Raw genomic sequence first — 24,622 nt, 5'->3', positions numbered from 1 at the left:
ATCTTGGGCTTGCCCTGGGCCTGCTGGTCCGTGGTGGAGCCGGCCTTGCCCTGGGCCTGCTCATCGGTCTTCATCTTGGGCTTGCCCTGGGCCTGCTGGTCCGTGGTGGAGCCGGCCTTGCCCTGGGCCTGCTCATCGGTCTTCATCTTCGCCTTGCCCTGGGCCTGCTCATCTGTCTTCGCTCCGGTCTTGCAGTTAGCCGCCCCGGCAGCGCAGTTTGTATCTGCTCCCTGCTGGCTTTCCGACTGTTGTTGAGCCATTGCCGTTCCACAGCCAAGCCCGATCGCCAGCATGCTGGTGATGAGAACATGTTTCATAGGAAAATCTCCCTGAAAAAATCGTCCCTTCACCGGATAAAACTTCACAAAAAAGGGTTGGTTCCGGGATAAAACCGAGGGACTGCCAAAAGTCATCGGCACCATCAAATTTAAATGACCGGACCTTGGTTCGATGGGACGCTGACGTTTTCGGCAAATCTGGAGGAAGGAGTGGCTCATCTCCAACGCGAAAACGACGAAGAGTTCGAACGCAGCGGCGCCGACGTCGAGCCGAGAATTGAGGTGGTCGAAGCGTGCGGCGAATGGTTCGTCCGTGTGGTCGGAGACGACCAACAGGACAGCCGTCAGTTCGAACTCGAATCCCTGGCCCTTGCCTATGCAGAGGGCCAGCGCAGGCGTTTGAAACTTGCGGCTATCGTGCGCCTTTAGCAGGCTGGCTTCACCTATGGGTGAGCTCGAAGCGCCGCGAGTTGAGCAAGGCGCTCACCTGGGTTCGTTGTTCATGCTCAGATACGTAGGATCGAACTCGGCAAGCTCTGCAAGCTGATTCCAATCCAGAATGGTGACTGTGTGGTTCACCCAGCTGATGACCTTGGTCTTTTTCAGGGATCCGATCACCCGGTTCATATGCACAACCGAAAGTCCCAGCACATCGGCCATCTCCGCTTGCGAAAGGGGCAGGTTGAAGCTCATGCCGCTGGTACGCTTGACCACCTGCAGGCGAACGAAGAGTTCGCATATGAGATGGGCGAGATGCGAAGTCTTTGAGCGCCTGCCCATTGCCACGATCCATTCGCGGTGAATAGCGCCATCGACCAGTGTGTCGAGCCACAGCAACCGAGCCAGATGCGGAGCCTGTTCGGTGATTGCCTTCAATTTGCTGTGGTCCGCGAACATGACACGGCAAGGCGAAAGTGCGACGATGCCGTGGTCCATCTTCCGGAGCAGGAAGGCGTGGAGGTCGACGAAGTCGCCAGGCACTTGCAAGGAAGTGAACTGCCGGCCACCATCCTCGAGCACTTTGTAGCGTGCCGCCAGGCCGTCGAGCAGCATGGTGCTGTAGGCTGGCCGCGATCCTGTCGAGACGAGATCCTGGCCCTTTTCAAAATCTCTTCCAAAAGCGACCGTCTCGGCGAGCAGAGCCTTCTCTTCGTTCGATAGATCGTCATGCTGACTGAGTTGCAGATAAAGGGGTTCCAGCATGGCGGCCTCGGGGCGATCGAAGTGGGAAGCCGATCGCCTGTGTGTCGGGAAGCCGAACCCTAGGCCTTCGGAAGATGACGGATGCTATCATTTGACAGGCTGCGCCAGTTTTCGCGCAAACGCCAGTGCACACGGGGAACCATTCGCGTGTCGACGTATTTAGAACGCTGAGGCTTTCAGCGTGACATGAATGAAACGCTACTATTTCGATCTCTATAATGGCGATGGCCTGGTCTCGGACGAGAACGGGCAGCTGTTTGAATCCCCAGAGCAGGCAAGAGCGGAAGCAATTCGCATCTTGCATGACATTGCTCGCGATGAAATGCCGGATCGCGATCTCGTCAAGATAACCCTTAAAATGCGCGACACGGGTGGGACGCAGGTGCTCGAGGCGTCTCTTACCCTCAACGCCGCCTGGACCGCCTGACAGTGTCATCAATGCATGGGTTCGCGGGCAGCATCGAATCCTTGGCGGGGTGTTGCCGAAAAGTTGGTACGAAAATAACCAACCGGGTCATCACCATAATCCATATGCACATTGCCCGAGATCACAGCAACCGACAGCAAGCCTCCTGACGACGACAGAGGAACAAAAAATACCCTGCGGGATTGGAACTTGTGAATCGGAGGATCGGACCATGGACAGCAGGGAAGAGCGTATCAAACGGCGGGCCTACGAAATCTGGGAACGAGAAGGCCGGCCAGCCGGACGTGAGCAGGAACACTGGGACCAGGCCGTGCAGGAGATAGAAGCAGAAGGCCCGGAGACCGAACGCGGTCCGGTCGTGTCCGATCCGACAGTCGGCGGTTCAAAAAGCTCGAAGGCGTGAAATCGCGCCATCCCGTGCTCAGCCTGGCAACCAAAGTCGGGCAGCTTTGTTTTGTCCAGTATCAACCGAGGAGGTTGCCATGAGGAGTCCCCTGTCATTTCTAGCGTTGGCCGCCACCCTTGCGCTGGGCGCATGTGACAACAACAGCGAACCGACGAAAGCCAACACCGACACCGTCAACAAGAACCCGCAGGTCGACCAGGATGCCAGACCCAAGTCCACGACTGGCGGCGACCAGCCAGCGACCGTGCCGCAGAACAAATGAACTCCATCTCGTATTGCGATACGCCTCTGCTGCGCATCGCCTATTTCAGCGGTGGACCGCAGGATGGTGTCCCGGTCGTTCTGCTGCATGGCTGGCCCGACGACGCGACCACTTATGCGCGCATTTCGCCGGCCCTTCATGAGGCTGGCTTTCGGACATTTTCGCCCTGGCTGCGAGGCTGTGGACCGACATCGTTTCTGTCGAAGGAGACCATGCGCTCGGGCGAGATCACGGCGATGGCGCAGGACGTGCTGGACTTCGCCGATGCGCTCGGCCTCAGCCGTTTTGCAATTGTCGGCCACGATTGGGGCGCCCGTATCGCCTACCTGCTGGCGTCGGTTTTCCCGGACCGCATTAAATGCTGCGCCGCGTTGTCGCTTGGCTGGCAACCGGGCAGGCTGGTGACACCATCGCCTGAACAAGCGAAAGCATTCTGGTATCAATGGTTCATGGCGACGGAGCGCGGCGCCGAGTTCGTGCGAAAGAACCGCAAGGAATTCGCCAGATTCCAGTGGGATAGCTGGAGCCCATTGGGCTGGTTCGACGATGCCATCTTCGATGAAGTGGCTAAATCCTTCGAAAACCCGGATTGGGCTGAAGTCACTCTGCATTCCTATCGGGTCCGGTGGGAAGAAGCCGAGCCCGATCCTCGCTATGCCGAACTTGCCCGCCAGGCGACATCGGTCAAGATCATCACCGTGCCAACCCTGACACTTCACGGCGGCGATGACCGCGTGGTGTTGCCTCGATCTTCCGAGGGGTTGGAGGGGCATTTCACCGCGTCCTACAAGCGGTTGGTGCTGGATGCCGTCGGGCATTTCCCGACGCGTGAAGCTCCGCAAGAGGTTTCGCGGCTGTTGGTCAATTTCCTCGACAGCCACGGCAAGCGATAACGCGCCGCCGCCGCTCGGCCTTTCTTGGCGGAGCGGAACCTCACTCCACCGGCGTGCATTTCGTTTTCACGGGATCGCGAAACCGGGACGCCATCCCGCCATCAATCCGCCCGTCATCAACCGGTAGTCAGGAGAATTCAGATGCAAGCTTCAGGCGCAATTTCAAGACACCATGCCGGTTCAAGGCACCATGCTGGCCAATTGGCCATAGAGCCGTTTGCCGGCACGGTGACGGTGCGATTTTCCGACGCCATAGTCGCGGCGACGGAACGGGCGAAAGTGCTGCGGGAAGAAGGACACGAGCCCGTGTTCTATATCCCTTTCGAGGACATCTATTTCGACCTGTTCGAAAAGACGAATACGACAAGCGAGAGCCCGCCGAAGGGCACTGCGAGTTATTGGCGCGTCCATGCCGTGGGCAGCTCGGCCGACGATTTCATGTGGGCATACGAAACGCCGGATACCGCCGCGCGCGACATTGCGCGTCATGGCGCGTTCGACCCGCAAAAGGCGCGGATCGATGTCGAACCCGCGGAGGACAAACGGCACACGCCCCATGTCACGGAATAGATGTCCGCGGATACTTGAAATTTGGCGAGGTGGACACCGGAGCACTGCTAACGCCTCGAAAACTCCTCATCGAGGATGCGCAGGGCCTCTTCATATTTGGCAGCCGATGCCCCAACCTGCCGCGACTGCCAGATATTGTCCTCCAGATCCGCGCGCTTGACCGGCAGCGCCAACGGGTTCGAAGCAGCTCTCCGCACGAAGGCGAAATAATCCTCGTCGTCCCTGCGCGACATGGCATCGACAGCAGAAGCAATGGTCGGGCCAAAGCCAGCCTCTTCCAGCCTGGTCCGGTTCCAGCCCTCGCCCTTTTCCAACACGTCATGGAGATAGGCGACGACCTTCTGATCCATCGTTTCGACAGCATCGACGACACGACGGCAGTGTTCGATATAGGGCTGCCCCGTCTTGTCGCGCTGCGATGCGTGAACCTCCTCCGCAATCTTGGCCGCACGGTAGAAGATGCTCATCGCGCTTGTTCCCGCTTGGCGAAATGTTCGCGGTTGTGTGGTTCCATCTGCAAGTCGTTGCTGAGGGGATTGTTCCTTGCCGCCAGGATTTTCTTCGGAGCGTCGTCCCTACGCGGGGCTACATCGTTCTTCTGCGTGCGGCAAAATCTATCCCGCAACAAACCCAGCCGAGCCGCTCTCTGCGAAAACGCCGGCCGCCGGCGCCGATTCCTGTGCCGTCTCAGGAACCAGTCGCGGCACGTGGCGTTGCGTGTCTTTGCTGGCAATGGGAGGTGTCGTGGAAACATACCGCCTGTCGGAGGCGCGCTGATGTCGATGCCGGGCCTGGCATACGGTCCCCTTGGCGATAGATGCATGCATATCTGCGTGGATATGCAGCGGCTGTTTGCGGAGCCGTCTCAATGGGCAACACCCTGGATCACGCGGGTTCTCCCGCAGATCGAGAGGCTGGTCGAAAGACGCGCGCCACAGACGGTCTTTACGCGGTTCCTGCCAGCCCGGAAGCCGGGGCAGGGCGTCGGTACCTGGAGGCGCTATTACGAGCGCTGGGCTTCGATGACGATCGAGTCCATCGGGCCCGAAATGGTCGAACTGTTGCCGACACTGGCCGGTTATTGCCCGCCGGCGACAATCATCGACAAGCACATCTACTCGCCCTGGTTCGAAGGGCGCCTCAGGGCCCTTCTGGTGGAGCGTGAGATCGACACGCTGGTTATCACGGGTGGCGAAACAGATGTATGCGTTCTGGCCACTGTTTTGGGGGCCATCGATTTCGGCTATCGCGTCGTTCTCGTCACGGACGCGCTATGCAGTTCTTCAGACGCAACCCATGACGCGCTGCTGACCGTCTATCACCAACGCTTCGCGCAGCAGGTCGAGACGATCGAGATGGAGACGCTTCTCTCCAGCTGGATTTGAAATCGGGTTTGAGGCTCAAGCATCCAGATCGATCAAGGCAACGCCCAGTCCGGGGCGCTTGCTGCGGCGCAGATGGCCGGGTGCCTCCACCAACGTGACTTCAAGCGTTGGCCGAACGATGGCGTCAAGCAAATGTCCACCACGGGTGGTGCCGTCGCTCAATCCGAGCACCGCATGAACGTGTAGGCTGGGCTTGCCATCGTCGCCAAGCGCAACATCGCCGATCGCGCTCAACACTTCGCATTGTTCCTCGACCGGGATTCTGCGGTAGGTTTTTGCATCCGGATCAAACCAGCCCACCGTGGCTCTTTCGAAAGCGCCGATCGCGGTCAGGGAAGCGCCATCGACCTTCCGGTCAGCCGCGAAATCCGTAAGCGCCGCGAATGCTTCCTCGCCGGGATCGAGCACGATCACAAATGTCCGTTGGCCACTGATCTCGTTGACGAGCCGTGATTTCATGGTTGTTCTCCGGACATCAGTCTGCTCCCCCCTTCAATGAGCGTGGTGTTCGGCGTTCCGCTTGCGGGTTGCCGCAGCCTTCTTCGCCGATTCCGATCGGCTTGCGGCGGACCGCGACGCCGACGCCTTGCCGCCGGTCCTGCCGCCCTTATGCGCTGCCGGGTTACCCGTATGCTTGCCGCGGCCGGAGCCGCCTTCCTTCTTGCCGCCGCCATCGTCCTTGTTGACGGTCGCCCACGCACGCCGCTCGGCTTCCTTTTCGGAAACCCCGCGCTTCTCATAGCCTTCGGCTATGTGGTCGGCCTTGCGCTCCTGCTTGTCGGTGTATTTCGATTTCTCGCCGCGTGGCATGACGGTTTCTCCTGTCTGATGGGATTAAGCCTGAACGAAAAGACGGTGGGTGAGTTCCAGCGCCGGGGACATTTAAGCCGGCATTATGAGGCCTGATGCGGCACGACAGAAAATCAGTCACAGCCACGTGAGGAGGGAACTTTGTGCTGGACGGGTGGTTTGGCTCGCTTGAGACCCAGCCAGCCAGCCAGGAGCCAGCCATGTCCGATGCCAAGATTTCCAATGGCCTGAGCAGACGCATGTTCATGACAGCCTCTGTTTCGGCGGCAGCGGCGGTGCCGCTCGCGACCTCCCAGACAAGAGCAGCCCAGCCGGCGTCGGCAAAACCGGCGAAGCCCCGCGACCTGTCGGCGGTTTCCATGCGTATCAACAAACAGGCCTACAACCTCGCCCTCGACAATCGTACGAGCCTGCTAGACGCTCTTCGCGATCATGTCGGCCTGACCGGCACCAAGAAAGGCTGCGACCACGGCCAGTGCGGCGCCTGCACCGTTCTGGTCGACGGAAAGCGGGTGCTCTCCTGCCTGAGCTTCGCCGTGATGAACCACGGCCGCGAGATCACCACGGTGGAAGGCCTGGCTTCGACGGACGGAGAACTCCATCCTGTGCAGCAGGCCTTTGTCGACCACGATGCCTTTCAGTGTGGATACTGCACACCGGGCCAGATCATGTCCGCCATTGGCTGCATCGACGAGGGCCATGCCGGGTCGGAAGATGATGTTCGCGAATACATGAGCGGCAATCTCTGCCGTTGCGCTGCCTACCCGAACATCGTTGCGGCGATCGTCCAGGCGCGCGACGAGATCAGGAGGGCCTAGGATGCACCCCTTCGTTTATGAAAGACCAAGCAGCGTCTCCGCAGCGGTCACCATGGCGTCCCGTCGCGGTGCCCGACATATTCCGCCGACCGAAGCCGACGCGCAGTTCATTGCCGGCGGCACCAACCTGGCCGACTACATGAAGCTTGGGGTTGCGCGGCCAGAGCGATTGCTCGACCTCAACACGCTTGCCGAGCCGGCCTTGCGGCAGGTCAGGATCGGCAATGACGCCATCCGCTTCGGGGCGTTGGTCCGGATGGGGGAAGCTGCCGACAACAATGACGTCAGGCGCCGTTGCCCGCTGCTTGCCGACAGCCTGAAGCTGGCCGCCAGCGGCCAGCTTCGCAACATGGCGAGCCTTGCCGGCAATGTGCTGCAACGCACGCGCTGTGAGTATTTCCGCGAGGCGTCATGGCCCTGCAACAAGCGTGAACCAGGCTCCGGCTGTGCCGCGATGGAGGGGTTCAACCGCCAGCATGCCATTCTCGGTACCAGCGATGCCTGCATTGCCACCTACCATGGCGATTTCGCACAGGCGCTGATAGCGCTCGATGCTTCTGTCGATATCGAAGGCGAGCGAGGCAAGCGTACCCTTGCCTTTGCCAAGCTGCATCGGCCGCCGGGCGACACGCCCAACATCGAGACGGATCTTGCCGCCGACGAACTCATCACCGCCATCGAAGTACCGCTCGCACCGTGGAGCAGCCGGTCGCGCTATCTGAAGATACGCGATCGCGAATCCTACGCGTTCGCGCTGGCATCGGCAGCGGTCGCCCTCGACATGGATGGCGACACGGTAAGAGGCGCGCGCGTCGCACTCGGCGGTGTCGCGACCGTGCCGTGGCGCGCAAGCGCGGCGGAAAACGCGCTGCAAGGCAAGGTGCTCGATGAAGCCGCGGCGCAGAAGGCCGCCGATGTCGCTTTCGCGGACGCCAGGCCGCGAGAACACAACGCTTTCAAGATACCGCTCGGCAAGCGCACGCTGGTGCGAGCGCTGCTCGAAACCCGAGACATGAAGGTCTGAGCCATGAACCAAGCCGCACCCGCTCCCAAGGAAAATCAGGGCGATCCGGTTGTCCGTATCGACGCCCGTCTGAAGGTCACCGGACAGGCAAGCTATCCGGCCGACCTCGCCACGGCCAACGTCGCTTATGGCGCCCTTGCCACCAGCACCGTCGCCCGGGGCAAGGTTTCCGCGCTCCACACGAAAGACGCCAGTGCGGTGCCCGGTGTGCTGGACATCGTCACCTACGGCGACATGGACAAGACCGAGACGCCGAAGTTCGGCAACACCGGCGCGAGTTCGATCGGGCCTTTGCACGACAAGACGATTTTCCACGACGGCCAGATCATCGCTCTGGTCGTTGCCGAGACATCCGAGGCGGCCGAGGAAGCAGCGATGTTGATCCGCGCCGACTATGAGGACGAACCGCCCAGCGCCAGCTTCGATTCGAAGGGCACGAAGATGGAGCCTGCGGCAGGCAAAAACCCGATGTTCAAGGAAGATGCCAAGGCCGGCGACTTTGACGCCGCCTGGGCAAATGCGGCTGTGAAGATCGACCAGAAATACTCGACTCCGACCCAGCACCACAACCCGATCGAACTGTTTTCGACCACGGCCATGTGGCAGGGCGACCAACTGACCATACACGAGCCCTCCCAGAACGTGACCGGCTGGAAGATGGAGCTGGCGCGCCAACTGAAGCTCGATCCGGCCAATGTGCGGATCATCAGTCCCTATATAGGCGGGGCCTTTGGCTCGAAGGGACCGATGACGGCGCGCACGGCGATCGTTGCCATTGCCGCGCAGCGGATCGGCCGCCCCGTCCGCTGCGTCGTCAGCCGCATGCAAGCCTTCGGCACACAGACCTATCGCGCCGAGACGCGGCATCGAATCCGCATCGGCGCCGGCAAGGACGGCCGCATCACGGCGTTCGGACATGAGGGCTGGGAGGTGACGTCACGCCCTGACCCTTATGTCGTCGGCGGCACATCCGCCACCGCCCGCATGTACGACTACGGCTCCGTCCTGACGCAGGTTTCATTGGTCCACGCCGACCGCAATACGCCTGGATACATGCGGTCGCCGCCGGAGACGCCTTACGTTTATGCGCTCGAGAATGCCATGGACGAAATGGCCGTTGCGCTCGGCATGGATCCCGTCGAGTTCCGCCGCATCAACGAGCCGCAGAAGGAACCGATCGGCGGCAAGCCATTTTCCAGCCGTTCGCTCATCAAGTGCTACGATCAGGCCGCGGAGGCCTTCGGCTGGGCGAAACGCGAGCCCAAGGCCGGCTCGATGCGCGACGGCGACTGGCTGGTCGGCATGGGTTGCGCGACGGCGATCTATCCGACAGCCGCCGCACCCTGCGCGGCCAGGGTTCGTCTCACCGCCGATGGCGAGGTTCGGGTCCAGTGCGGCTCGCATGAAATCGGCACCGGCGTTCGCACCATCGCCGGACAGATGGCGGCCGAAAGGCTGGGGGTCGGCATGGACAAGATCAGCGTCGAGATGGGCGACAGTGCCCTGCCGCCGGCTCCGGTGTCGGGTGGATCGATCTCGACGGCCAGTGTCTGCTCGGCGGTCATGAAGGCCTGCGATGCCGTTCGCGAGAAGCTGTTCACCGCGGCAGCGGGCAAGGATGGTCCCCTGGCCGGCTCGGGTAACGCGAAGCTGGATATGGCCGGTGGAAAGATCGTCGCCGAAACCGGCAAATCGGCAAAGCTCGCCGATGTCTTCAAGGCCATGCAGGTCGGCGCCATCGAGGAATATGCCGAGTTTGCACCCAAGGGCGCCTCACCGGAGGCATTGAACAAGCTCTATGCCGGACAGCCGGAATTCCACGGTGGAGAAGGCGATGAGGATTCGGTGAAATATGCCTTCGGCGCCGAATTCGTCGAAGTGCGCATCAACCGCCATACCCATGAAATCAGAGTGCCGCGCATCGTCGGTGCCTTCGCCGCCGGTCGGATCATGAACACGCGTACCGCGCGCAGCCAGCTGATGGGCGGCATGATCTGGGGCATTGGCCAGGCCCTGCACGAGGCAACGGAGATCGACCAACGCACGGCGCGCTACGTCAACCGCGACCTGCAGGACTATCTGGTGCCGGTCAACGCCGACATCAAGCAGGTCGACGTGATCCTGGTCCCGGAAGTCGACCATGAAGTCAATCCTGCCGGCGTCAAGGGGTTGGGCGAACTCGGCAATGTTGGGACGGCTGCCGCCGTGGCAAGTGCGGTCTACCATGCCACCGGCAAGCGTATCCGCGATCTGCCGATCAGGGTCGAACATCTGATCGTCTGACGAATACCGTTTCGCGCCGGTCTTCCGCTGCAGTGACGAGCGTATCACTGCGACGCATGGCGTCGAACACCTGCGCGCGGCTCTCCCCGTCGACAGTCTTTCCCTTTGGGGCTTTTGCGCTCTTTCAGGACGCGTGGTCGACGCCAGGCCCCCCGTCGATGGCATCCCAGGCGGTCGGAAAGGGGTTGCGGTTTGCCCCCGAAAATCAGGAACTCCTCCCGTACCGGTACGTTGACCAGACAAGCCGGGACCCGATCCCGGCCTTCATCGGTGGCGGGTGACCCGCCACTGAAATTTCAACTCGAGTACAATGAAAGGCAAGGCCATGGGCTTCTTTTCGAAGGACATCAAGACACTCGACGATCTCTTCGTGCACACGCTGCGCGACATCTATTACGCCGAAAAGCAGATTGAGAAAGCGCTGCCGAAGATGATCGACAAGGCAACCGATCCGCAGTTGAAAGCCGGATTCGAAAAACACCTCGACCAGACAAGAGGCCATGTCGAGCGTGTCGAACAAGTGTTCGAATTGCATGGCGTCAAGGCCAAGGAGGTCAACTGCCCGGCTATCGACGGCATTCTCGAGGAAGCCGACGATGTCAGTGGTGACGTCGACGACAAGGAAGTCCTCGATGCGGCGCTGATTGCTTCGGCACAGGCCGTCGAGCACTACGAGATGACACGCTATGGCACGCTCATCGCCTGGGCAAAGCAACTCGGCCGCACTGACTGCGCCAACGTGCTGGCCAAGAACCTCAAGGAAGAACAGGCGACCGACCGCAAGCTCACCGAAATGGCGGAAAGCAAGATCAACTTGCAGGCGGCGGAATAAGACTGCTCCTGTCGACTGGCCGGCAGATGCGCCGGCCAGCCGACAGTTGAGCAATCTCAGCGGGACGGGTCGACACCCAGGGCCGCCGATTGCTTGCGCAATGCCTCGCGTTCATCCCGCGGCACATGTCGGGCTGCCGTGGTTTCCGCGTAGATGCGGTACGCCACATAAGCTAGCGCCACTGTGAGAAGCAGACGGGCCATTCATCCTGCTCCTGGCTCATACGTTTCGCTTCAACCAGCCTCAGTAACCTCCGACCACCGGCAAAATCTCGCCGGTGATGTAGCTGGAGCATTGCGGCGAAGCGAGAAAGACATAGGCCGGCGCGAGTTCTTCCGGTTGCGCGGGTCGTTTCATTGGCGTGTCCGCGCCGAATTTGGAGACATCTTCCGCCTCTTTGTCCGAGGGATTAAGCGGCGTCCACACCGGACCCGGTGCTACCGCGTTCACCCTTATGCCCTTGCCGATGAGATTGCCCGAGAGAGCCCGTGTGAAGGCATGGATGCCGCCCTTGGTCATCGAATAGTCGACCAGCTGCTTTGAGCCGTCGATGCCGGTTACCGATCCGGTGATGATCGCCGAACCGGGCTTCATGTGCGGCACGGCTTCCTGTGCCATATGAAAATAGCCATAGAGATTTGTCTTTAGTGTCGTGTCGAAATGTTCCTCGGTCAGCTCGCCGAAATCGCTGGAGTGGATTTGGAAAGCTGCATTGTTGACCAGCACGTCGATGCGGCCAAATTCCTTCACGATCTGGGCCACCGCGTTGCGGCAGTGATCGCGATCGCTGACGTCGGCCTTGACCAGAACGCAGCGTCCGCCTTCCTTCTCCACTGCGGATTTGGTCTCTTCTGCATCCTTGTCCTCGGCCAGATAGACGATCGCGACGTCGGCGCCCTCGCGGGCGAACAACACCGCCACCGAACGGCCGATGCCGGAATCGCCGCCCGTGATGAGTGCTACTTTGCCGTCGAGTTTTTTCGATCCGAGATAGTACGGCGCATCGTACAGCGGCGCCGGCTCTATCGCCCATTCATGTCCCGGTTTCGGCTGGTGCTGTTCGGGGAAGGGCGGCTCGGGATATTCGCGGGCGCCAGCCTGCATGGCCCCTTGCTGCTTGCCATTGCCTTTCGACTTGTCCTTGGCATCGATGCCACGTTGGATATGGCGCTGCTTTGCCGCTTCGCCGGCTATTTCCGACTTCACCTGCATCATCGTCTCCTTGGCTAGCTTGGAGAAGAAGCAACGCATAACGGACGAAAAGGTTTATGGCTGACGTATCATTCCTTCAAACACCTCGGCGTTTGCAACCCGACGATCTTGGGGTGTCTGCCCTCAGGCCGCCGGCTGCATCGCCGCCCTCAGCAGCATGCCGAACAGGTCGCGCGGTTCGTCGGGGTCGGCGAGCAGGTCAAGCTCCTCGTAGAGGCCGGTCGCCTGCAGCTGGTCGCGCACATAGCGCAGCGCCGAAAAATCCTCGATTGCGAAGCCGACCGAATCGAACAGCGTGATCTGCTTGGCATCGCGGCGGCCTTGGGTCCTGGCGGCGATCACCTGCCAGAGCTCGGTCACCGGATGGTCGGGATCAAGCTGCTGTATTTCGCCCTCGATACGCGTCTGCGGCGGGAATTCGACGAAAATCTCGGAGCGCAGCAGGATGTCCCTGTGCAGTTCCGTCTTGCCGGGGCAGTCGCCGCCGACCGCGTTGATGTGGACGCCGGAGCCGACCATGTTGTCGGTGAGAATGGTGGCGCACTGCTTGTCGGCGGTAACCGTCGTGATGATGCCGGCACCTTCAACCGCTTCCTGCCCGGTCTCGCAGATGGTGATATCGAACCCCATGCCGGCAAGGTTCTTCGCGCATTTCAGCGAAGCCGGCCGGTCGATGTCGTAGAGCCTCAGCCGGTCGATGCCAGTCAGCGCCTTGAAGGCGATCGCCTGGAATTCCGACTGGGCGCCGTTGCCGATGATGGCCATGGTGCGGGTGCCGTGCGGCGCAAGATACTTGGCCGCGACGGCGGATGTGGCGGCGGTGCGCAGTGCGGTCAGGATGGTCATCTCGGTGAGCAGCATCGGATAGCCGCTGCCGACATCGGCGAGCACGCCGAAGGCGGTGACCGTCTGCAGACCCTGGCGCATGTTCTTCGGATGGCCGTTGACATATTTGAAGCCATAGAGGCGTCCGTCGCTCGTCGGCATCAGCTCGATGACGCCGTCATGGCTGTGCGAGGCGATGCGCGGCGTCTTGTCGAACAGGTCCCAGCGGCGGAAGTCCTCCTCGATGTAGCCGGCGAGCTCGGTCAGAAAGCGCTCGACACCGATGGCATTCACCAGTTTCATCATGCGGTCGACGCTGACGAAGGGGACGATGTTCAGCTTTGCGGTGGTCATGATCAGAAACTCCCGGAATGGCTGAGGGTGGGGCGATCCATGATGCGGCGGCCCATCAGGCTTGCCGTGAGGTCGACCATCAGCGTCGCGGTGCGGCCGCGTTCGTCCAGGAAGGGGTTCAGTTCGACCAGATCCAGGCTGGAGACGAGGCCGCTGTCGGACAGCATCTCCATCACCAGATGCGCCTCGCGCAAGGTCGCGCCGCCGGGAACCGTGGTGCCGACCGCAGGCGCGATCGAGGGATCGAGGAAGTCGACATCGAGGCTGACATGCAGCAGCCCGTCTTGCGCCGCCACACGCGCCAGGAAAGCGCGCAGCAGCGGCGCGATGCCGTGTTCGTCGATGGCCCGCATGTCGTGCACGGTCACGCCTGCCCGGTTGAGCGCTTCGCGTTCGGCCGGGTCGACGCTGCGCAGGCCCATGGCGCAGATCCGCTTGGGATCGACCGCTGCCGGCAGGTCCGGAAAATAGCCGCCGAAACCAGGCTGGCCGCTGGCGTAGGCAAGCGGAACACCATGCAGATTGCCGCTGGCCGTGGTGTCCAGCGTATGGAAATCGGGATGCGCGTCGAGCCACAGCACGAACAGTGGCCGGCCGGCTTCGGCGGCGCGACGAGCGAGACCGGAAACGGTTCCTGCCGAGATCGAATGGTCGCCGCCGAGAAAGATCGGCATGGCGTCGGCGCTGACGTCATAGGCGGCCTCGGCGATACCGGCCGTCCAGGCCGAAATCTCCGGCAGCGCCTTCAGCGCCAGATTGCCATGGGCGAGCGGCCGCACGGTTGCTGGCAGGATCGTGCCAAGGTCCGCAACCTGATGGCCAAGCTCCCTGAGCGCTCCGGCAAGCCCGGCGGTCCGCAAGGCGCTCGGCCCCATCTCACAGCCCATGCGGCCGGCACCGTCCTGCACCGGCGCACCCAAGATCTTGCAATCCACTCGACCATTCTCCTCAATGAAGCTGAGAACAGTTGAAACCCACGCGGCCGGCAGAATGAATAGGCCTGATTGGCAAAATCACCGAAAAGACTTATCGTTCTGATCAATCAGACTGCCATATTGGACAAAAATGGATTCACTCGACCAAAAGCTGATCACGTTGCTGCGCCATAGCGCGCGGCGGAGCATCTCAGACCTGGCAAGCGATCTCGGCGTTTCCCGCGCCACGGCAAGGGCGCGGATGGAGCGGCTCGAACAGTCGGGACAGATCATCGGCTACACCGTGATCCTGCGGGCCGAAGCGATCAGCTCGGCGGTCAGGGGCATCATGATGATCGAGATCGAAGGCCATGCCGCCGATCGCGTCATCCGTGCACTTGGCGGCTTTGCGGAGGTCGCGACCATTCATACCACCAACGGTCGCTGGGACCTTGTGGTCGAACTCAATACGGCCACCCTTACCGATTTCGATGCGATCCTGCGACGCATCCGGCTCGTTCCCGGCATTACCGGCAGCGAGACGAGCCTGCTGCTTGCCACGCCCCGCAGCACCAAAGCCCGGCTTTAGCGACACTATCGGGGACCCGTCGCCTAACAGGCCGGGGCAGTTTCGATCTTCTGATGCGCCGTGCGGTTCGGTCCCTGGCCGGCAAATCGCGGCGAGGCAAACCGCCAGCACGGAACTTTTGTGGCGGTGGCGATTTTGGATGTAAGATGGAATCGGAACGGCCAGGAGGGGTGTTGCCGATGACGACGAAACGGTTTGCGATCTGCGCTCTTGCCCTGGCAATGGCTTGCGGCATGTCCCCATCAGCATTGGCCGGCGCCAGGCATCGCCATTATCAGGTTGAACGGGAACGCTACGTTCCCGCCGAAGACGATCTCATCGACTTCCTGTTCGGCGGCCCGCGCTATTATGACCAGCAGTTGTTCACCACCGCCGCCGGCGCATGTTCCTATCACCGGGTGGGGCCGGACGCGAATGCGACGAACAAGATCAACGATCACCATTGCGGGAAATGAACGGCCCTCGCCGGGAATCCGGCGAGGACGTCGCGAACGCCGCCCCGGTTACCGGTGCCGACACGCGGCCGGCATGACGTCGTCTGAACGATAAAACACCCATCCCAGGACCCATGGCCGGCCGCTCAATTCCGCGGCCGTTTCGTGGGCATGGCTGTCGGCCATTGCGCATTGGCGATTTCAAGGTATGATGAAAATCGCCAACTATGAGACAAATATGAAAAAAAACTCCAAACCTGTGACCGTCGAAGCAGCAACGGCCAAGGATGCGCCTGAAGTCGCGCGCTTGTTGAGCTGGGCCTTCGGCTTCGGCAAGGCGCGGTCCGATGAATACATCGCCAATGTCGGCCTTGGCGCGCTCAGGCTGCTGCGGGGCGAGGGTGGGCGTCCGCATGCCTGCGCGGCGCTGCTCGATACGGCGCATGTCTTCCACGGCAAACCGGTGCCGGCGGCCAACATCGCGCATGTGGCAATCGCGCCGGAACGTCGCGGCCGGGGGCTGGCGGTGCCTTTCGTCGACGCGTTATGCGCGGAGGCGCAAGGCAAAGGCGCCGTTGTCGCCACGCTGTTTGCCTCGACGCGGCCGGTCTACCGCAAGAGCGGCTTCGAGCTCGCCGGCCATGAGATCGTCTATGAAGCCGAGACGGCCAGCCTGCCGGCGGTGAGTCGGCTCGCCTTCGAGCGCGTCGAGTTGGACGATCCGCGCCTTGCCGCCGCCTATGCCGTCAAGGCGGGCCGCGAGGCCGGGCTGCTCAGCCGTGGGCCGGCGCATTGGAACGAACTGTGGCGAGAGCCGACCGACGCGCTCGCCGCCTATCTGGCGGAAGGCGATGCGGCCTATCTGATCCTCGATATGGGCGACGAGGCCCGTCTCGATGTCCGTGACTGGCACGCCGCTTCCCCTGACGCCGCGCAAGGACTGCTGTCGTTCCTGGCCAGGTTCCGCTCGGTCTATCCGATCGTGCGCTGGCATGGCGGCCCGCAGGACGATCTGGTGGCGGCGATGCCTGACAAGGGCTGGCGGCTCGCCCATCAGGAGGAATGGCTGTTGCGGGTGCTCGATCCGGCCGCGGCGCTCCGCCAGCGCGGTTACCGTGCCGACGACATCAGGCTGGCACTGCGCATCGTGCCGGCGGACACGGCGCTGGAGATCGAGATCAGGGGTGGTGCCGTCGAGGTTCGCGAGGCGACCGCCGGTTATCAGACCGTTGCCCTGCAGGCCTCGGCATTCGTGCAGATATTCACGGGCTTTCGCAGCGCCTCGAAACTGGCGCAGTATGGCCAGGTGGTGGGCGATGCGACTGCCATACGTCTGTGTGATCAGCTGTTTGCCGGCCCGCCGCCCTGGGTGGCGGAACATTTCTAGCAACAAGGACCTTTCATGACATACGCGCTTATCGCCTCGCTGAGGGCGGCGGCTGGAGACATGACGCCGGCGCTGGCGCGCGTCGCCGAAACAGTGCTGGCGCAGCCGGACGCCACCTTGCGCCAGAGCATCACCGAGCTTGCCGAGGCGTCCGCCTCGTCGGAGGCCAGCGTCATGCGCTTCTGCCGCGACCAGGGTTTTGCTGGCTTCCAGGACTTCAAGCTGGCGCTGGCCAAGGAACTGGCCACCGACGAGCGGGCGCGGGACATCGGCTTGCCGACCGATGACATCCAGCGGCTGGTGGAAACCGCCATCATCTCGCTGCGCGAAACCGAGCAGCTGATTGTCAGGGAAGACATTGCCAAGGCTGCGCGGCAGCTGCTGGCGGCGACGGCGATCGACTGCTTCGGCATCGCCGCTTCCGCCATCACGGCGCAATACCTCGCCTACAAGATGACCCGTATCGGCAAGCTCAGCCGCGCGCTTGGCGACGCTCATCTGGCGGTCATGGCGGCGGGAACCACGCAGAAGGGCACCGTGCAGGTGGTGATATCGAGTTCGGGTTCGACCATAGACGCGGTGCGGATCGCCGAGCTTGCCCGATCGCAAGGTGCCTTCGTCATCGGCATATCCAACCGCTCCAAAAGCCCGCTGGTCGCCGCCTGCGATCTCGCCCTGATCGCGTCCTGGCCGGAAACGCCGCTGACGGGCGGCGCCTTCCCGTCGAAGATCAGCCAGCTTTTGATCGTCGATGCGCTGGCGGCCGAGATGATGCGGCAGGATCCGGCGCGGCTCGCGCTGCTCGGGCGCACGGCGGAGGTCGTGAGTGACCGCAGCTTCTGATCGCGCGGTCTTCGCCGTCGACATCGGCGGGACCAAGATCGCCGCCGCCGAAGTGCGCGGCGGGCGGTTGCTGGACAGGCGTCAGACGGCAACGCCGAGGACGGGCAGGGGCGACGATCTGGTCGCGGCGATCGCCGGTCTTGCGCCCAGGCACGCTTTCGACGCCATCGCCGTCGCCACCACCGGAATCGTTCGTGACGGTGCTCTGACCGCGCTCAACCCGCAGACACTGCCGATCGAGAACGGCTACCCGCTGGCCCGAGCGCTCGAAAAGGCGCTCGGCGTGCCGCCGCTCGTCGTCAACGATGCCCAGGCTGCGGCCTGGGCCGAGTTCTCGCTCGGCGCCGGTCGTGGCTTCCGCAACTTCGCGTTCTTCACCGTCTCCACCGGCATCGGTTGCGGCCTGGTGATCGACGGCCGCCTGCAGACCGGCGCGACGGGACTTGCCGGCCATTCCGGGCACATGATGGCCGATCCCGGCGGCGCGATTTGCGGGTGCGGCCGGCGCGGCTGCCTGGAGACGATCGCGTCTGGCACAGCACTCGCCCGTCGCGGCAGTGAGCGGCTCGGCCGCCCGGTTGGCGCGCCTGACCTGTTCGCGGCCGCCAGGCAAGGCAATGCGATCGCCGCCGAGGTGATCGCCTCCGCTGTCGACGCGCTGGTCGACGGCTTCGCCGATCTGACGGCGGCCGTCGATGTCGACTGCTTCGCGGTCGGCGGCGGCGTCGGGCTGGCGGATGGGTTCATTGCCGCCCTGGAGGCGCGCTCCCGGCTGTTGCCTGCCGTCTTCCAACGCCGCATCGTCGCAGCGCAGGCGGGCGCCGATGCCGGTCTGTTGGGGGCCGCACTACTTTTTGAAGGAAATTTTCATCTAAAATAATTTCTTGACAAAAAGTTTCATCCACGCTTGATTGCAGGGGTAACGCTCGAAGGAGAAACCCCAGGTGCAAGGCGATCTACTTGCTCAGCTCGATGGAATGCTGGTCGTCTCGTGCCAGGCTGAATCCCGCATGCCGCTCGACGCCCCTGAGCACATTGCCGCCATTGCCCGGTCGGTCATCCTTGGCGGCGCGGCCGGTGTGCGCATCGAGGGCGTCGCCAACATAGAGGCGGTCCGCCGGCGCACCGGCGTTCCCATCATCGGGCTGATCAAGGCCCGCCGTGCCGACACCGAAATCTACATCACGCCGACGCTCGCCAACGTGGCGTCGATTATCGACGCCGGGGCCGACATCGTCGCTCTCGACGCCACCAACCGGCCGCGCCCGACGGATCTTGAGGCGATGTTCGGTGCGATTGCTGCCAAGGGGCGCCTGTCGATGGGCGACGTCAGCACGCTCGACGAGGGCAAGCGCGCCATCGATGCCGGCGCCTCGCTGATCAGCACCACCATGGCCGGCTACACGCCTTATTCCAACCAGCAGCGCGGGCCGGATTTCCAGCTGATGGGGCAGCTTGCCGGCGCCGGCCTGCCGTTCGTCGCCGAGGGCCGCATCTGGACACCGCAGGAGGCGGTCCGCTGCTTCGAGCTCGGCGCACGCTTCATCGTCGTCGGCGGTGCCATCACACGGCCCGACGCCATAACCCGCGGCTTTGTCGATAAGGTCGCGTCGTGGAGCGCCGACCCGCAATTGAAGAGGAACAAGTCATGATCAAGCGCCACCGCGTCGCCGTTATCGGTGCGGGCTTCATGGGCTCCATGCACGCCGCCATCTTCGCTGGCATGGTCGGCTGCGAACTGGCGGCGATCGTCGATCCCAACCTGGAACTGGCCGGCGCTGTAGCCGCCAAGGCGCCGGGCTGCAAGGTCTACCCCAGCCATGAGGCGCTGCTGACGGGCGAACGCGATCTCGACCTCGTCTCGATCTGCACGCCCGACAACCTGCATCTGGCGCCGGCGGTTGCCGTGGCCAAGGCCGGCATCAACATCTTCGTCGAGAAGCCGATCTCTTCCACCATCGAGGATGCCAAAGCCATCATCGCTGCCTGCGAGGCGGCCAAGGTCAAACTCGGCATCGGCTACCTCCTGCGCTTCGATCCGCGCTATGCGGCGGCCAAGGAATTGATGACTTCGGGCAAAATCGGCGAGCCGATCCACATCTACGCCCGGCGCAACAGCGCCCGCACCGAAGGCCCCAAGCGCTATGGCGGCAAGCTGCCGCTGGCGCTGCATGTCACCGTGCACGACGTCGACATGGTGCTGTGGATGCTCGACGGGCAGCACCCGGTTTCGGTCTATGCCCAGCAGACCGACATTCTGCTCGGCGCCTCGGGCACGCAGGACAGCCTGGCCGCGATCGTGCGCTTCTCCGGCGGCACGGTGGTGAACTTCGAAAGCGCCTGGTCGCTGCCGGCCGGCGCGCGCCACATGATCGATGCCCGCATGGAGCTGATCGGCACCGAAGGCTCGTTCGAGGTCCAGTGCGGCGACAGCGGCCTCTACTACGCCAGCAACGAAACATCGCGCGAGATCGACACCCAGCATTGGCCTGTCGTCAACGGCCGTCTCGACGGCGACCTGGCGCGCCAACTCGGCGGCCTGCTTGCCTGGCTGGACGGGGCCGACATGCCGATCGCCAGCGGCCGCGATGCCCTTCGTTCGCTCGAACTCACCCTCGCGATGATGCAGTCAGCGCAGAGCGGCGAAATCGTGCGTCTCGGCCAGGCGTGATGCTCGAACAGACACAGAGAATTTGAAACGAGGCCAGCGTGGCCCAACAATGGGAGACGAGAAATGTTTAACAGACGCAATGTGTTGATGCTTGGCGTGGCCGCGGCCGCGCTTGCCACGGCCCTGCCGGCTTTCGCGCAGGACAAGCCGTTCGACGGGGTGCAACTGTCGGTGCTGCTCGAAGGCCATCCGACGACCGACGCCATCCAGAGGCTGTTGCCGGAATTCAAGCAGGTGACCGGCATCGACGTGGCGCTTGAAATCGTACCCGAGCAAGACATCACGGCCAAGGAATTGCTGGAATTCTCCTCCAAGTCCGGCCGCTATGACGTCGTCCAGAACAACATCATCTACCTGCCGGGTTTCGTGAAGTCGGGCTATGTCGTGCCGCTCGACGATTTCCTGGCCAAGCACAAGGAGAATTTCGACAGGGCCGATTTCGTGCCCGGCTATTTCAACACCAACGTGGTCGACGGCAAGGTCTACGGGCTGCCGGTCTACGGCGAGAGCACCTTTGTCATGTACCGCAAGGATCTGTTCGAACAGTACGGACTTGCGGCGCCGAAGACGTTCGAGGACATCGAGAATGCTGCCAAGACGATCTCCGAAAAAACCAACAAGCAGATCGCCGGCATCACCATGCGCGGCCAGCAAGGCATCCAGGGCGTCTATGTCTGGGCCGCCTATCTGTGGGGTTTTGGCGGCTCGTTCCTCGACGCCGGCGGCAAGTCGGCGCTGGCGACGCCGGAGGGTGCCGCCGCACTTGAAGCCTTCACCAAGGTGCTGAAGGATTACGGTCCGGTTGGTGTCGCCAATTTCGGCTGGGAAGAAAACCGACTGCTGTTCCAGCAAGGCAAGGCGGCGATCACCCTCGATGCCACCGTCAACGGCGCCTACAACGAGGATCCCACCGTCTCCACGGTCGTCGGCAAGGTCGGCTATGTGCCGGTGCCGATGAAATCCTCCTCTCCCAAGGGCGGCTCGTCCTCGCTCGCCGTGCACTCGATGTATGTCTCGGCCGAATCGAAGAACCAGGAAGCGGCGGCTTTGTTCGCCGCCTGGGCGACCGCCAAGGAGCAGCAGCTGAAGGCGATCGAAACCGATCCGAATTCCGGGGTGACCTCGCTTTCGGTGCTGAACGGCGAGGCATTCGGCAAGCGCTACGGCGCCTTCAAGGACGGCATGATCGCCGCCATCAATGCCGGCAATCCGCAATACCTGCCGACGGTCGAGCAGGCCAACGAGATCATCAACAACACCGGCATCGCTGTCTCCAAGGCGCTTGCCGGCACGGCCAGTGCCGTCGATGCCTTGAAGGAGGCGGACGAGGCCAACAACGCCGCGCTCGCCCGATAAGCGGGTAAGGCGTGCCCTGCCGCGTGCGCTCCCTGTGCGCGGCAGGGCGAAATCCTCAACGAGTGGATTGAGACCGTGGCGACAGCAGCATCGGATCCGACCAGGCATTTCTTCCAGCCGATCATCGTCTGCCTGACCGTGGCTTCGGTCGCGCTGACGCTGTTCGTGATCTGGATTTCTTTGCACGATCTGTCGCTGATGCGCGCCGGACGGGAAAAGTTCGTCGGCCTCGACAATTACCTGCGCTTCTTCGGCGATCCGCGCGCCATGGCGGCGCTGTGGCGCACGGTGCTGTTCACGACACTGGCGACGGTGATCGAGATCGCGCTCGGGCTTGCCGTCGTGCTTTTCCTCGACCGCGACTTCGCCATGAAACGGCTGGTGAGGACGCTGCTTCTGGTGCCGATCATCATGACGCCGGTGGTCGTCGGGCTGACCTGGCGCTTCCTGTTCGATCCCGCCACCGGTATGGCGAACTATCTTCTGTCACTGGCCGGCATATCCCAGGTCGACTGGCTGGGCAGTCCTCAACGGGCGCTGTTTTCGGTTCTGATCGCCGACATCTGGCAGTGGACGCCCTTCGTCATCCTCTTGGTGATGGCGGCACTAGAATCGGCACCCACCGATCCGCTCAATGCCGCCCGCGTCGACGGCGCGCGCGAATGGCAGGTGACCTGGTATGTGCTGCTGCCGATGCTGCGCCGGGCGCTCGCCATCGTCGCGCTGATCCGGGCGATCGACAGCATCAAGGCCTTCGACCTGTTCTACATCATGACGCGCGGCGGGCCGGCGCTTTCGACCGAGACGCTGAACTATTACGGCTACATCGTCGCCTTCACCAATTTCGACATTTCCTACGCGCTCGCCATCGCCGTCATCCTGACCATCTTCACCAATGTCGCGCTCCTGACCATGTACAGCGTGCTGTTTCCGAAAGCGGGAGAGCGCTGATGGGCCGGCGTACGGTTTTCTATGTCGGGCTGCTCATGCTTTTGCTGGCGGTGCTGTTCCCGCTCTACTGGGTGGTGGTGACTTCGTTCAAGACGACGCGCGACGCCTTCGCCATTCCGCCGGTCTGGCTGTTCAGCCCGACGCTCGACAACTACCGCACGGTGTTCGCCAATCGCGGCTTCCTCAGCGCCTTTGCCAACTCCTTCATCATTTCCATCCTGTCCAGCGCGCTGGCGGTGGCCATCGGCTCGGTCGCCGCCTACGGGTTGGCGCAGCAGCCGGGCGACCTGCGCCGCTCCAAGGAAAAGTTCATCCTCAGCCTGCGCATCGCGCCGGCGCTGCTGTTCGTCATTCCGATGTATTACCTGGCGACCCGAATCGGCGCGCTCAACCAGCACTGGCTGCTGATTGCGGCCTATGCCTTCGTCAATGTGCCGTTCGCCATCTCGCTGCTGATCACCTTCTTCGACGACATCCCGAAGGAGCTGCGCGATGCGGCCCGCGTCGACGGCGCGCGTGAGTTCAGCGTGTTCTGGCATGTCTACCTGCCAGCGGCGCGCGGCGGCATCGTCGCGACGCTGATTCTCTGTGTGCTGTTCACCTGGAACGAGTTCTTCGTCGCCCTGGTGCTGACCGGCCGCGACACGCAGACCCTGCCGGTCTCCATCACCTCGTTCCTGACCTTCCAGGGCATCCAGTGGGGCGCGCTGACCGCCGCCGCCACGCTCATCATGCTGCCGATGATCGTGCTTGGCGTTCTGGTGCAGGGGCAGATCGTGCGCGGCATGACGCTGGGCAGCGTGAAGGGCTGAGGGGGAAACGATGGCGAATTTGTCTATACGGTCGGTGTCGAAATCCTACGGTGCGGTCAACGTGCTGGACGATGTCTCGGTCGAAGTCGAGGAAGGCTCCTTCGTCGTGCTGCTCGGGCCTTCGGGCTGCGGGAAGTCGACGCTGCTGCATGCGATTGCCGGGCTCAACCCGATCGATTCCGGCACCATCGTCATCGGCGACCGCAACGTCACCAATCTTCCCGCGCGAGAGCGCGACGTGGCGATGGTGTTTCAGTCCTACGCGCTCTATCCGACCATGTCGGTGGCCGAGAACATTGCCTTTCCGCTGAAGATGCGCGGACTAGACCGCAAGACGTCAGGCGAGAAGGTCGATGCGGTGGCGAAGCTGCTGCAGATCGAACCCTTGCTGGGTCGCAAGCCACGTGAGTTGTCCGGCGGCCAGCGCCAGCGCGTCGCCATCGGCCGGGCACTGGTGCGCGATCCCAGGCTGTTCCTGTTCGACGAGCCGCTCTCCAATCTCGACGCGGCGCTGCGCACGGAACTGCGCGCCGAGATCAAGCGCCTGCACCAGTCGATCCGCCGCACCATGGTCTATGTGACGCACGACCAGACCGAAGCGCTGACGCTGGCCGACAAGATCGTCGTGCTGAAAGCCGGCAAGATTGAGCAGATCGGCACGCCGCTGTCGCTCTACGACGATCCCGACAACGCCTTCGTCGCCGGCTTCATCGGCTCGCCGCGCATGAACTTCCTCAATGCGAAGGTGGCCGAGGACGGGAAAGCCATGCTTGTCGGCGATGCCAGGGTCGATATCTCTCATCTCACGACGCGGCTTGGCAGTGGCCAAGACGTTACCCTGGGCATCAGGCCGGAACATCTCGATGAAAAGCAGGGCGTCGAGCTTGCGCTGGCCGTCGATGTCACCGAACGCCTGGGATCGACCTCCTACGTGCACGGCGCGCTGCCCAGCGGCGAAACGGTGGTCGCCGAACGGCGCGAGGACCAGCCGCGTTTCGGCGAGACGATCACGCTGCGCTTCCTGCCCAGCCGCACCCGCATCTTCGACGCGCAGGGGTTGCGCATTCGCTGATCCTGCTTGGT

The 24,622-nt window shown here is 62.7% G+C and carries 30 protein-coding genes and 1 pseudogene; 22 read left to right on the top strand and 9 right to left on the bottom strand.

From position 1 onward, the window contains the following. Positions 1-317: pseudogene (locus FJ978_RS26345) on the bottom strand (hypothetical protein); the annotation flags it as partial. Positions 318-431: 114 nt separating this feature from the next. Between FJ978_RS26345 and FJ978_RS26340 the strand changes: the two are divergent. Next, complete coding sequence (locus FJ978_RS26340) at positions 432-707, top strand: hypothetical protein (protein WP_140575181.1); 276 nt, start codon at positions 432-434, stop codon at positions 705-707. Between the two features lie 54 nt (positions 708-761). Here FJ978_RS26340 and FJ978_RS26335 read toward each other — a convergent pair whose 3' ends face one another. Continuing rightward, on the bottom strand, positions 762-1,481 hold the full coding sequence (locus FJ978_RS26335) for a Crp/Fnr family transcriptional regulator (RefSeq protein WP_140575177.1): 720 nt from the start codon (positions 1,479-1,481) through the stop codon (positions 762-764). A gap of 190 nt (positions 1,482-1,671) precedes the next feature. Here FJ978_RS26335 and FJ978_RS26330 point away from each other — a divergent pair, with 190 nt between their 5' ends. From FJ978_RS26330 to FJ978_RS26310, 5 genes are all read left to right on the top strand, one after another. Continuing rightward, a complete protein-coding gene (locus FJ978_RS26330) occupies positions 1,672-1,908 on the top strand; it encodes a hypothetical protein (protein WP_013894156.1) in 237 nt (78 codons plus the stop codon). Between the two features lie 211 nt (positions 1,909-2,119). After that, entirely contained in the window at positions 2,120-2,311 is a 192-nt protein-coding gene (locus tag FJ978_RS26325; RefSeq protein ID WP_140575174.1) for a DUF2934 domain-containing protein, read from the top strand. A 79-nt stretch (positions 2,312-2,390) separates the two neighbouring features. Next, on the top strand, positions 2,391-2,576 hold the full coding sequence (locus tag FJ978_RS26320) for a hypothetical protein (RefSeq protein ID WP_140575172.1): 186 nt from the start codon (positions 2,391-2,393) through the stop codon (positions 2,574-2,576). Continuing rightward, positions 2,573-3,469: an alpha/beta hydrolase gene (locus FJ978_RS26315; RefSeq protein WP_140575170.1), complete on the top strand. Its 897-nt coding sequence runs from the start codon at positions 2,573-2,575 to the stop codon at positions 3,467-3,469. The genes FJ978_RS26320 and FJ978_RS26315 overlap by 4 nt, the downstream gene beginning before the upstream one ends. Before the next feature lie 141 nt (positions 3,470-3,610). After that, positions 3,611-4,039, top strand: coding sequence for a DUF427 domain-containing protein (locus tag FJ978_RS26310; protein WP_140575168.1), 429 nt, complete (start codon positions 3,611-3,613; stop codon positions 4,037-4,039). A 47-nt stretch (positions 4,040-4,086) separates the two neighbouring features. On the opposite strand, the gene FJ978_RS26305 is transcribed toward FJ978_RS26310, so the two are convergent. Beyond that, on the bottom strand, positions 4,087-4,506 hold the full coding sequence (locus FJ978_RS26305; RefSeq protein ID WP_140575165.1) for an HD domain-containing protein: 420 nt from the start codon (positions 4,504-4,506) through the stop codon (positions 4,087-4,089). Positions 4,507-4,815: 309 nt separating this feature from the next. Here FJ978_RS26305 and FJ978_RS26300 point away from each other — a divergent pair, with 309 nt between their 5' ends. Further along, a complete protein-coding gene (locus FJ978_RS26300; RefSeq protein ID WP_140575162.1) occupies positions 4,816-5,424 on the top strand; it encodes an isochorismatase family cysteine hydrolase in 609 nt (202 codons plus the stop codon). A 15-nt stretch (positions 5,425-5,439) separates the two neighbouring features. Here FJ978_RS26300 and FJ978_RS26295 read toward each other — a convergent pair whose 3' ends face one another. Then, entirely contained in the window at positions 5,440-5,883 is a 444-nt protein-coding gene (locus FJ978_RS26295) for a PPC domain-containing DNA-binding protein (protein WP_013894163.1), read from the bottom strand. A 33-nt stretch (positions 5,884-5,916) separates the two neighbouring features. Then, positions 5,917-6,234: a hypothetical protein gene (locus tag FJ978_RS26290; protein WP_013894164.1), complete on the bottom strand. Its 318-nt coding sequence runs from the start codon at positions 6,232-6,234 to the stop codon at positions 5,917-5,919. A 200-nt stretch (positions 6,235-6,434) separates the two neighbouring features. Here FJ978_RS26290 and FJ978_RS26285 point away from each other — a divergent pair, with 200 nt between their 5' ends. From FJ978_RS26285 to FJ978_RS26270, 4 genes are all read left to right on the top strand, one after another. After that, positions 6,435-7,052, top strand: a complete 618-nt coding sequence (locus FJ978_RS26285; RefSeq protein WP_140575160.1) for a (2Fe-2S)-binding protein — start codon at positions 6,435-6,437, stop codon at positions 7,050-7,052. A gap of 1 nt (position 7,053) precedes the next feature. Beyond that, positions 7,054-8,076 carry a xanthine dehydrogenase family protein subunit M gene (locus tag FJ978_RS26280; RefSeq protein WP_140575157.1) on the top strand — a complete coding sequence of 341 codons (1,023 nt, stop codon included), beginning with the start codon at positions 7,054-7,056 and terminating at the stop codon, positions 8,074-8,076. Positions 8,077-8,079: 3 nt separating this feature from the next. Next, on the top strand, positions 8,080-10,359 hold the full coding sequence (locus FJ978_RS26275; protein WP_140575155.1) for a xanthine dehydrogenase family protein molybdopterin-binding subunit: 2,280 nt from the start codon (positions 8,080-8,082) through the stop codon (positions 10,357-10,359). A 325-nt stretch (positions 10,360-10,684) separates the two neighbouring features. Further along, positions 10,685-11,191 (top strand): ferritin-like domain-containing protein, encoded by a 507-nt coding sequence (locus tag FJ978_RS26270; RefSeq protein WP_013531567.1) that lies wholly within the window; start codon positions 10,685-10,687, stop codon positions 11,189-11,191. 56 nt (positions 11,192-11,247) lie between these two features. Here the strand turns inward: FJ978_RS26270 and FJ978_RS26265 are convergent, their stop codons facing one another. The 4 genes from FJ978_RS26265 to rocF all read right to left on the bottom strand — a co-directional run bounded on the left by FJ978_RS26265 (position 11,248) and on the right by rocF (position 14,517). Continuing rightward, positions 11,248-11,394, bottom strand: coding sequence for a hypothetical protein (locus FJ978_RS26265; protein ID WP_140575152.1), 147 nt, complete (start codon positions 11,392-11,394; stop codon positions 11,248-11,250). A gap of 40 nt (positions 11,395-11,434) precedes the next feature. Beyond that, positions 11,435-12,403: an SDR family oxidoreductase gene (locus FJ978_RS26260; protein WP_140575208.1), complete on the bottom strand. Its 969-nt coding sequence runs from the start codon at positions 12,401-12,403 to the stop codon at positions 11,435-11,437. Positions 12,404-12,526: 123 nt separating this feature from the next. Continuing rightward, positions 12,527-13,582, bottom strand: coding sequence for an ornithine cyclodeaminase (locus FJ978_RS26255; protein WP_013894170.1), 1,056 nt, complete (start codon positions 13,580-13,582; stop codon positions 12,527-12,529). A 2-nt stretch (positions 13,583-13,584) separates the two neighbouring features. After that, the gene (gene rocF, locus FJ978_RS26250) at positions 13,585-14,517 is read right to left on the bottom strand and encodes an arginase (RefSeq protein ID WP_013894171.1); all 933 of its coding nucleotides are present in this window, start codon (positions 14,515-14,517) and stop codon (positions 13,585-13,587) included. Between the two features lie 130 nt (positions 14,518-14,647). On the opposite strand from rocF, the gene FJ978_RS26245 reads away from it, so the two are divergent. From FJ978_RS26245 to FJ978_RS26195, 11 genes are all read left to right on the top strand, one after another. Further along, positions 14,648-15,085, top strand: coding sequence for an Lrp/AsnC family transcriptional regulator (locus FJ978_RS26245; protein WP_013894172.1), 438 nt, complete (start codon positions 14,648-14,650; stop codon positions 15,083-15,085). A gap of 179 nt (positions 15,086-15,264) precedes the next feature. After that, on the top strand, positions 15,265-15,540 hold the full coding sequence (locus tag FJ978_RS26240) for a hypothetical protein (protein ID WP_013894173.1): 276 nt from the start codon (positions 15,265-15,267) through the stop codon (positions 15,538-15,540). A 217-nt stretch (positions 15,541-15,757) separates the two neighbouring features. Then, complete coding sequence (locus FJ978_RS26235) at positions 15,758-16,906, top strand: GNAT family N-acetyltransferase (protein ID WP_246678209.1); 1,149 nt, start codon at positions 15,758-15,760, stop codon at positions 16,904-16,906. Between the two features lie 15 nt (positions 16,907-16,921). Next, a complete protein-coding gene (locus FJ978_RS26230) occupies positions 16,922-17,749 on the top strand; it encodes a MurR/RpiR family transcriptional regulator (protein ID WP_013894175.1) in 828 nt (275 codons plus the stop codon). Further along, a complete protein-coding gene (locus tag FJ978_RS26225; protein WP_140575149.1) occupies positions 17,733-18,629 on the top strand; it encodes an N-acetylmannosamine kinase in 897 nt (298 codons plus the stop codon). Before FJ978_RS26230 ends, FJ978_RS26225 begins: the two co-directional genes overlap by 17 nt. A gap of 64 nt (positions 18,630-18,693) precedes the next feature. Beyond that, the gene (locus tag FJ978_RS26220) at positions 18,694-19,401 is read left to right on the top strand and encodes an N-acetylmannosamine-6-phosphate 2-epimerase (RefSeq protein ID WP_013894177.1); all 708 of its coding nucleotides are present in this window, start codon (positions 18,694-18,696) and stop codon (positions 19,399-19,401) included. Further along, positions 19,398-20,420: a Gfo/Idh/MocA family oxidoreductase gene (locus FJ978_RS26215; RefSeq protein ID WP_013894178.1), complete on the top strand. Its 1,023-nt coding sequence runs from the start codon at positions 19,398-19,400 to the stop codon at positions 20,418-20,420. Before FJ978_RS26220 ends, FJ978_RS26215 begins: the two co-directional genes overlap by 4 nt. A 63-nt stretch (positions 20,421-20,483) precedes the next feature. Beyond that, positions 20,484-21,776 carry a sugar ABC transporter substrate-binding protein gene (locus tag FJ978_RS26210; protein WP_013894179.1) on the top strand — a complete coding sequence of 431 codons (1,293 nt, stop codon included), beginning with the start codon at positions 20,484-20,486 and terminating at the stop codon, positions 21,774-21,776. Between the two features lie 75 nt (positions 21,777-21,851). Then, positions 21,852-22,727 carry a sugar ABC transporter permease gene (locus tag FJ978_RS26205; RefSeq protein ID WP_246678208.1) on the top strand — a complete coding sequence of 292 codons (876 nt, stop codon included), beginning with the start codon at positions 21,852-21,854 and terminating at the stop codon, positions 22,725-22,727. Further along, positions 22,727-23,539 carry a carbohydrate ABC transporter permease gene (locus FJ978_RS26200; RefSeq protein ID WP_013894181.1) on the top strand — a complete coding sequence of 271 codons (813 nt, stop codon included), beginning with the start codon at positions 22,727-22,729 and terminating at the stop codon, positions 23,537-23,539. The genes FJ978_RS26205 and FJ978_RS26200 overlap by 1 nt, the downstream gene beginning before the upstream one ends. A gap of 10 nt (positions 23,540-23,549) precedes the next feature. Further along, complete coding sequence (locus FJ978_RS26195) at positions 23,550-24,611, top strand: ABC transporter ATP-binding protein (protein WP_140575143.1); 1,062 nt, start codon at positions 23,550-23,552, stop codon at positions 24,609-24,611. Positions 24,612-24,622 lie beyond the last annotated feature (11 nt).

Origin of the sequence: Mesorhizobium sp. B1-1-7 (genome assembly GCF_006442705.1) — a bacterium.
Lineage (GTDB): Bacteria > Pseudomonadota > Alphaproteobacteria > Rhizobiales > Rhizobiaceae > Mesorhizobium > Mesorhizobium opportunistum.
Note: the sequence above shows the minus strand (reverse complement) of the source record. Positions and strands in the feature narration are given on the sequence as shown.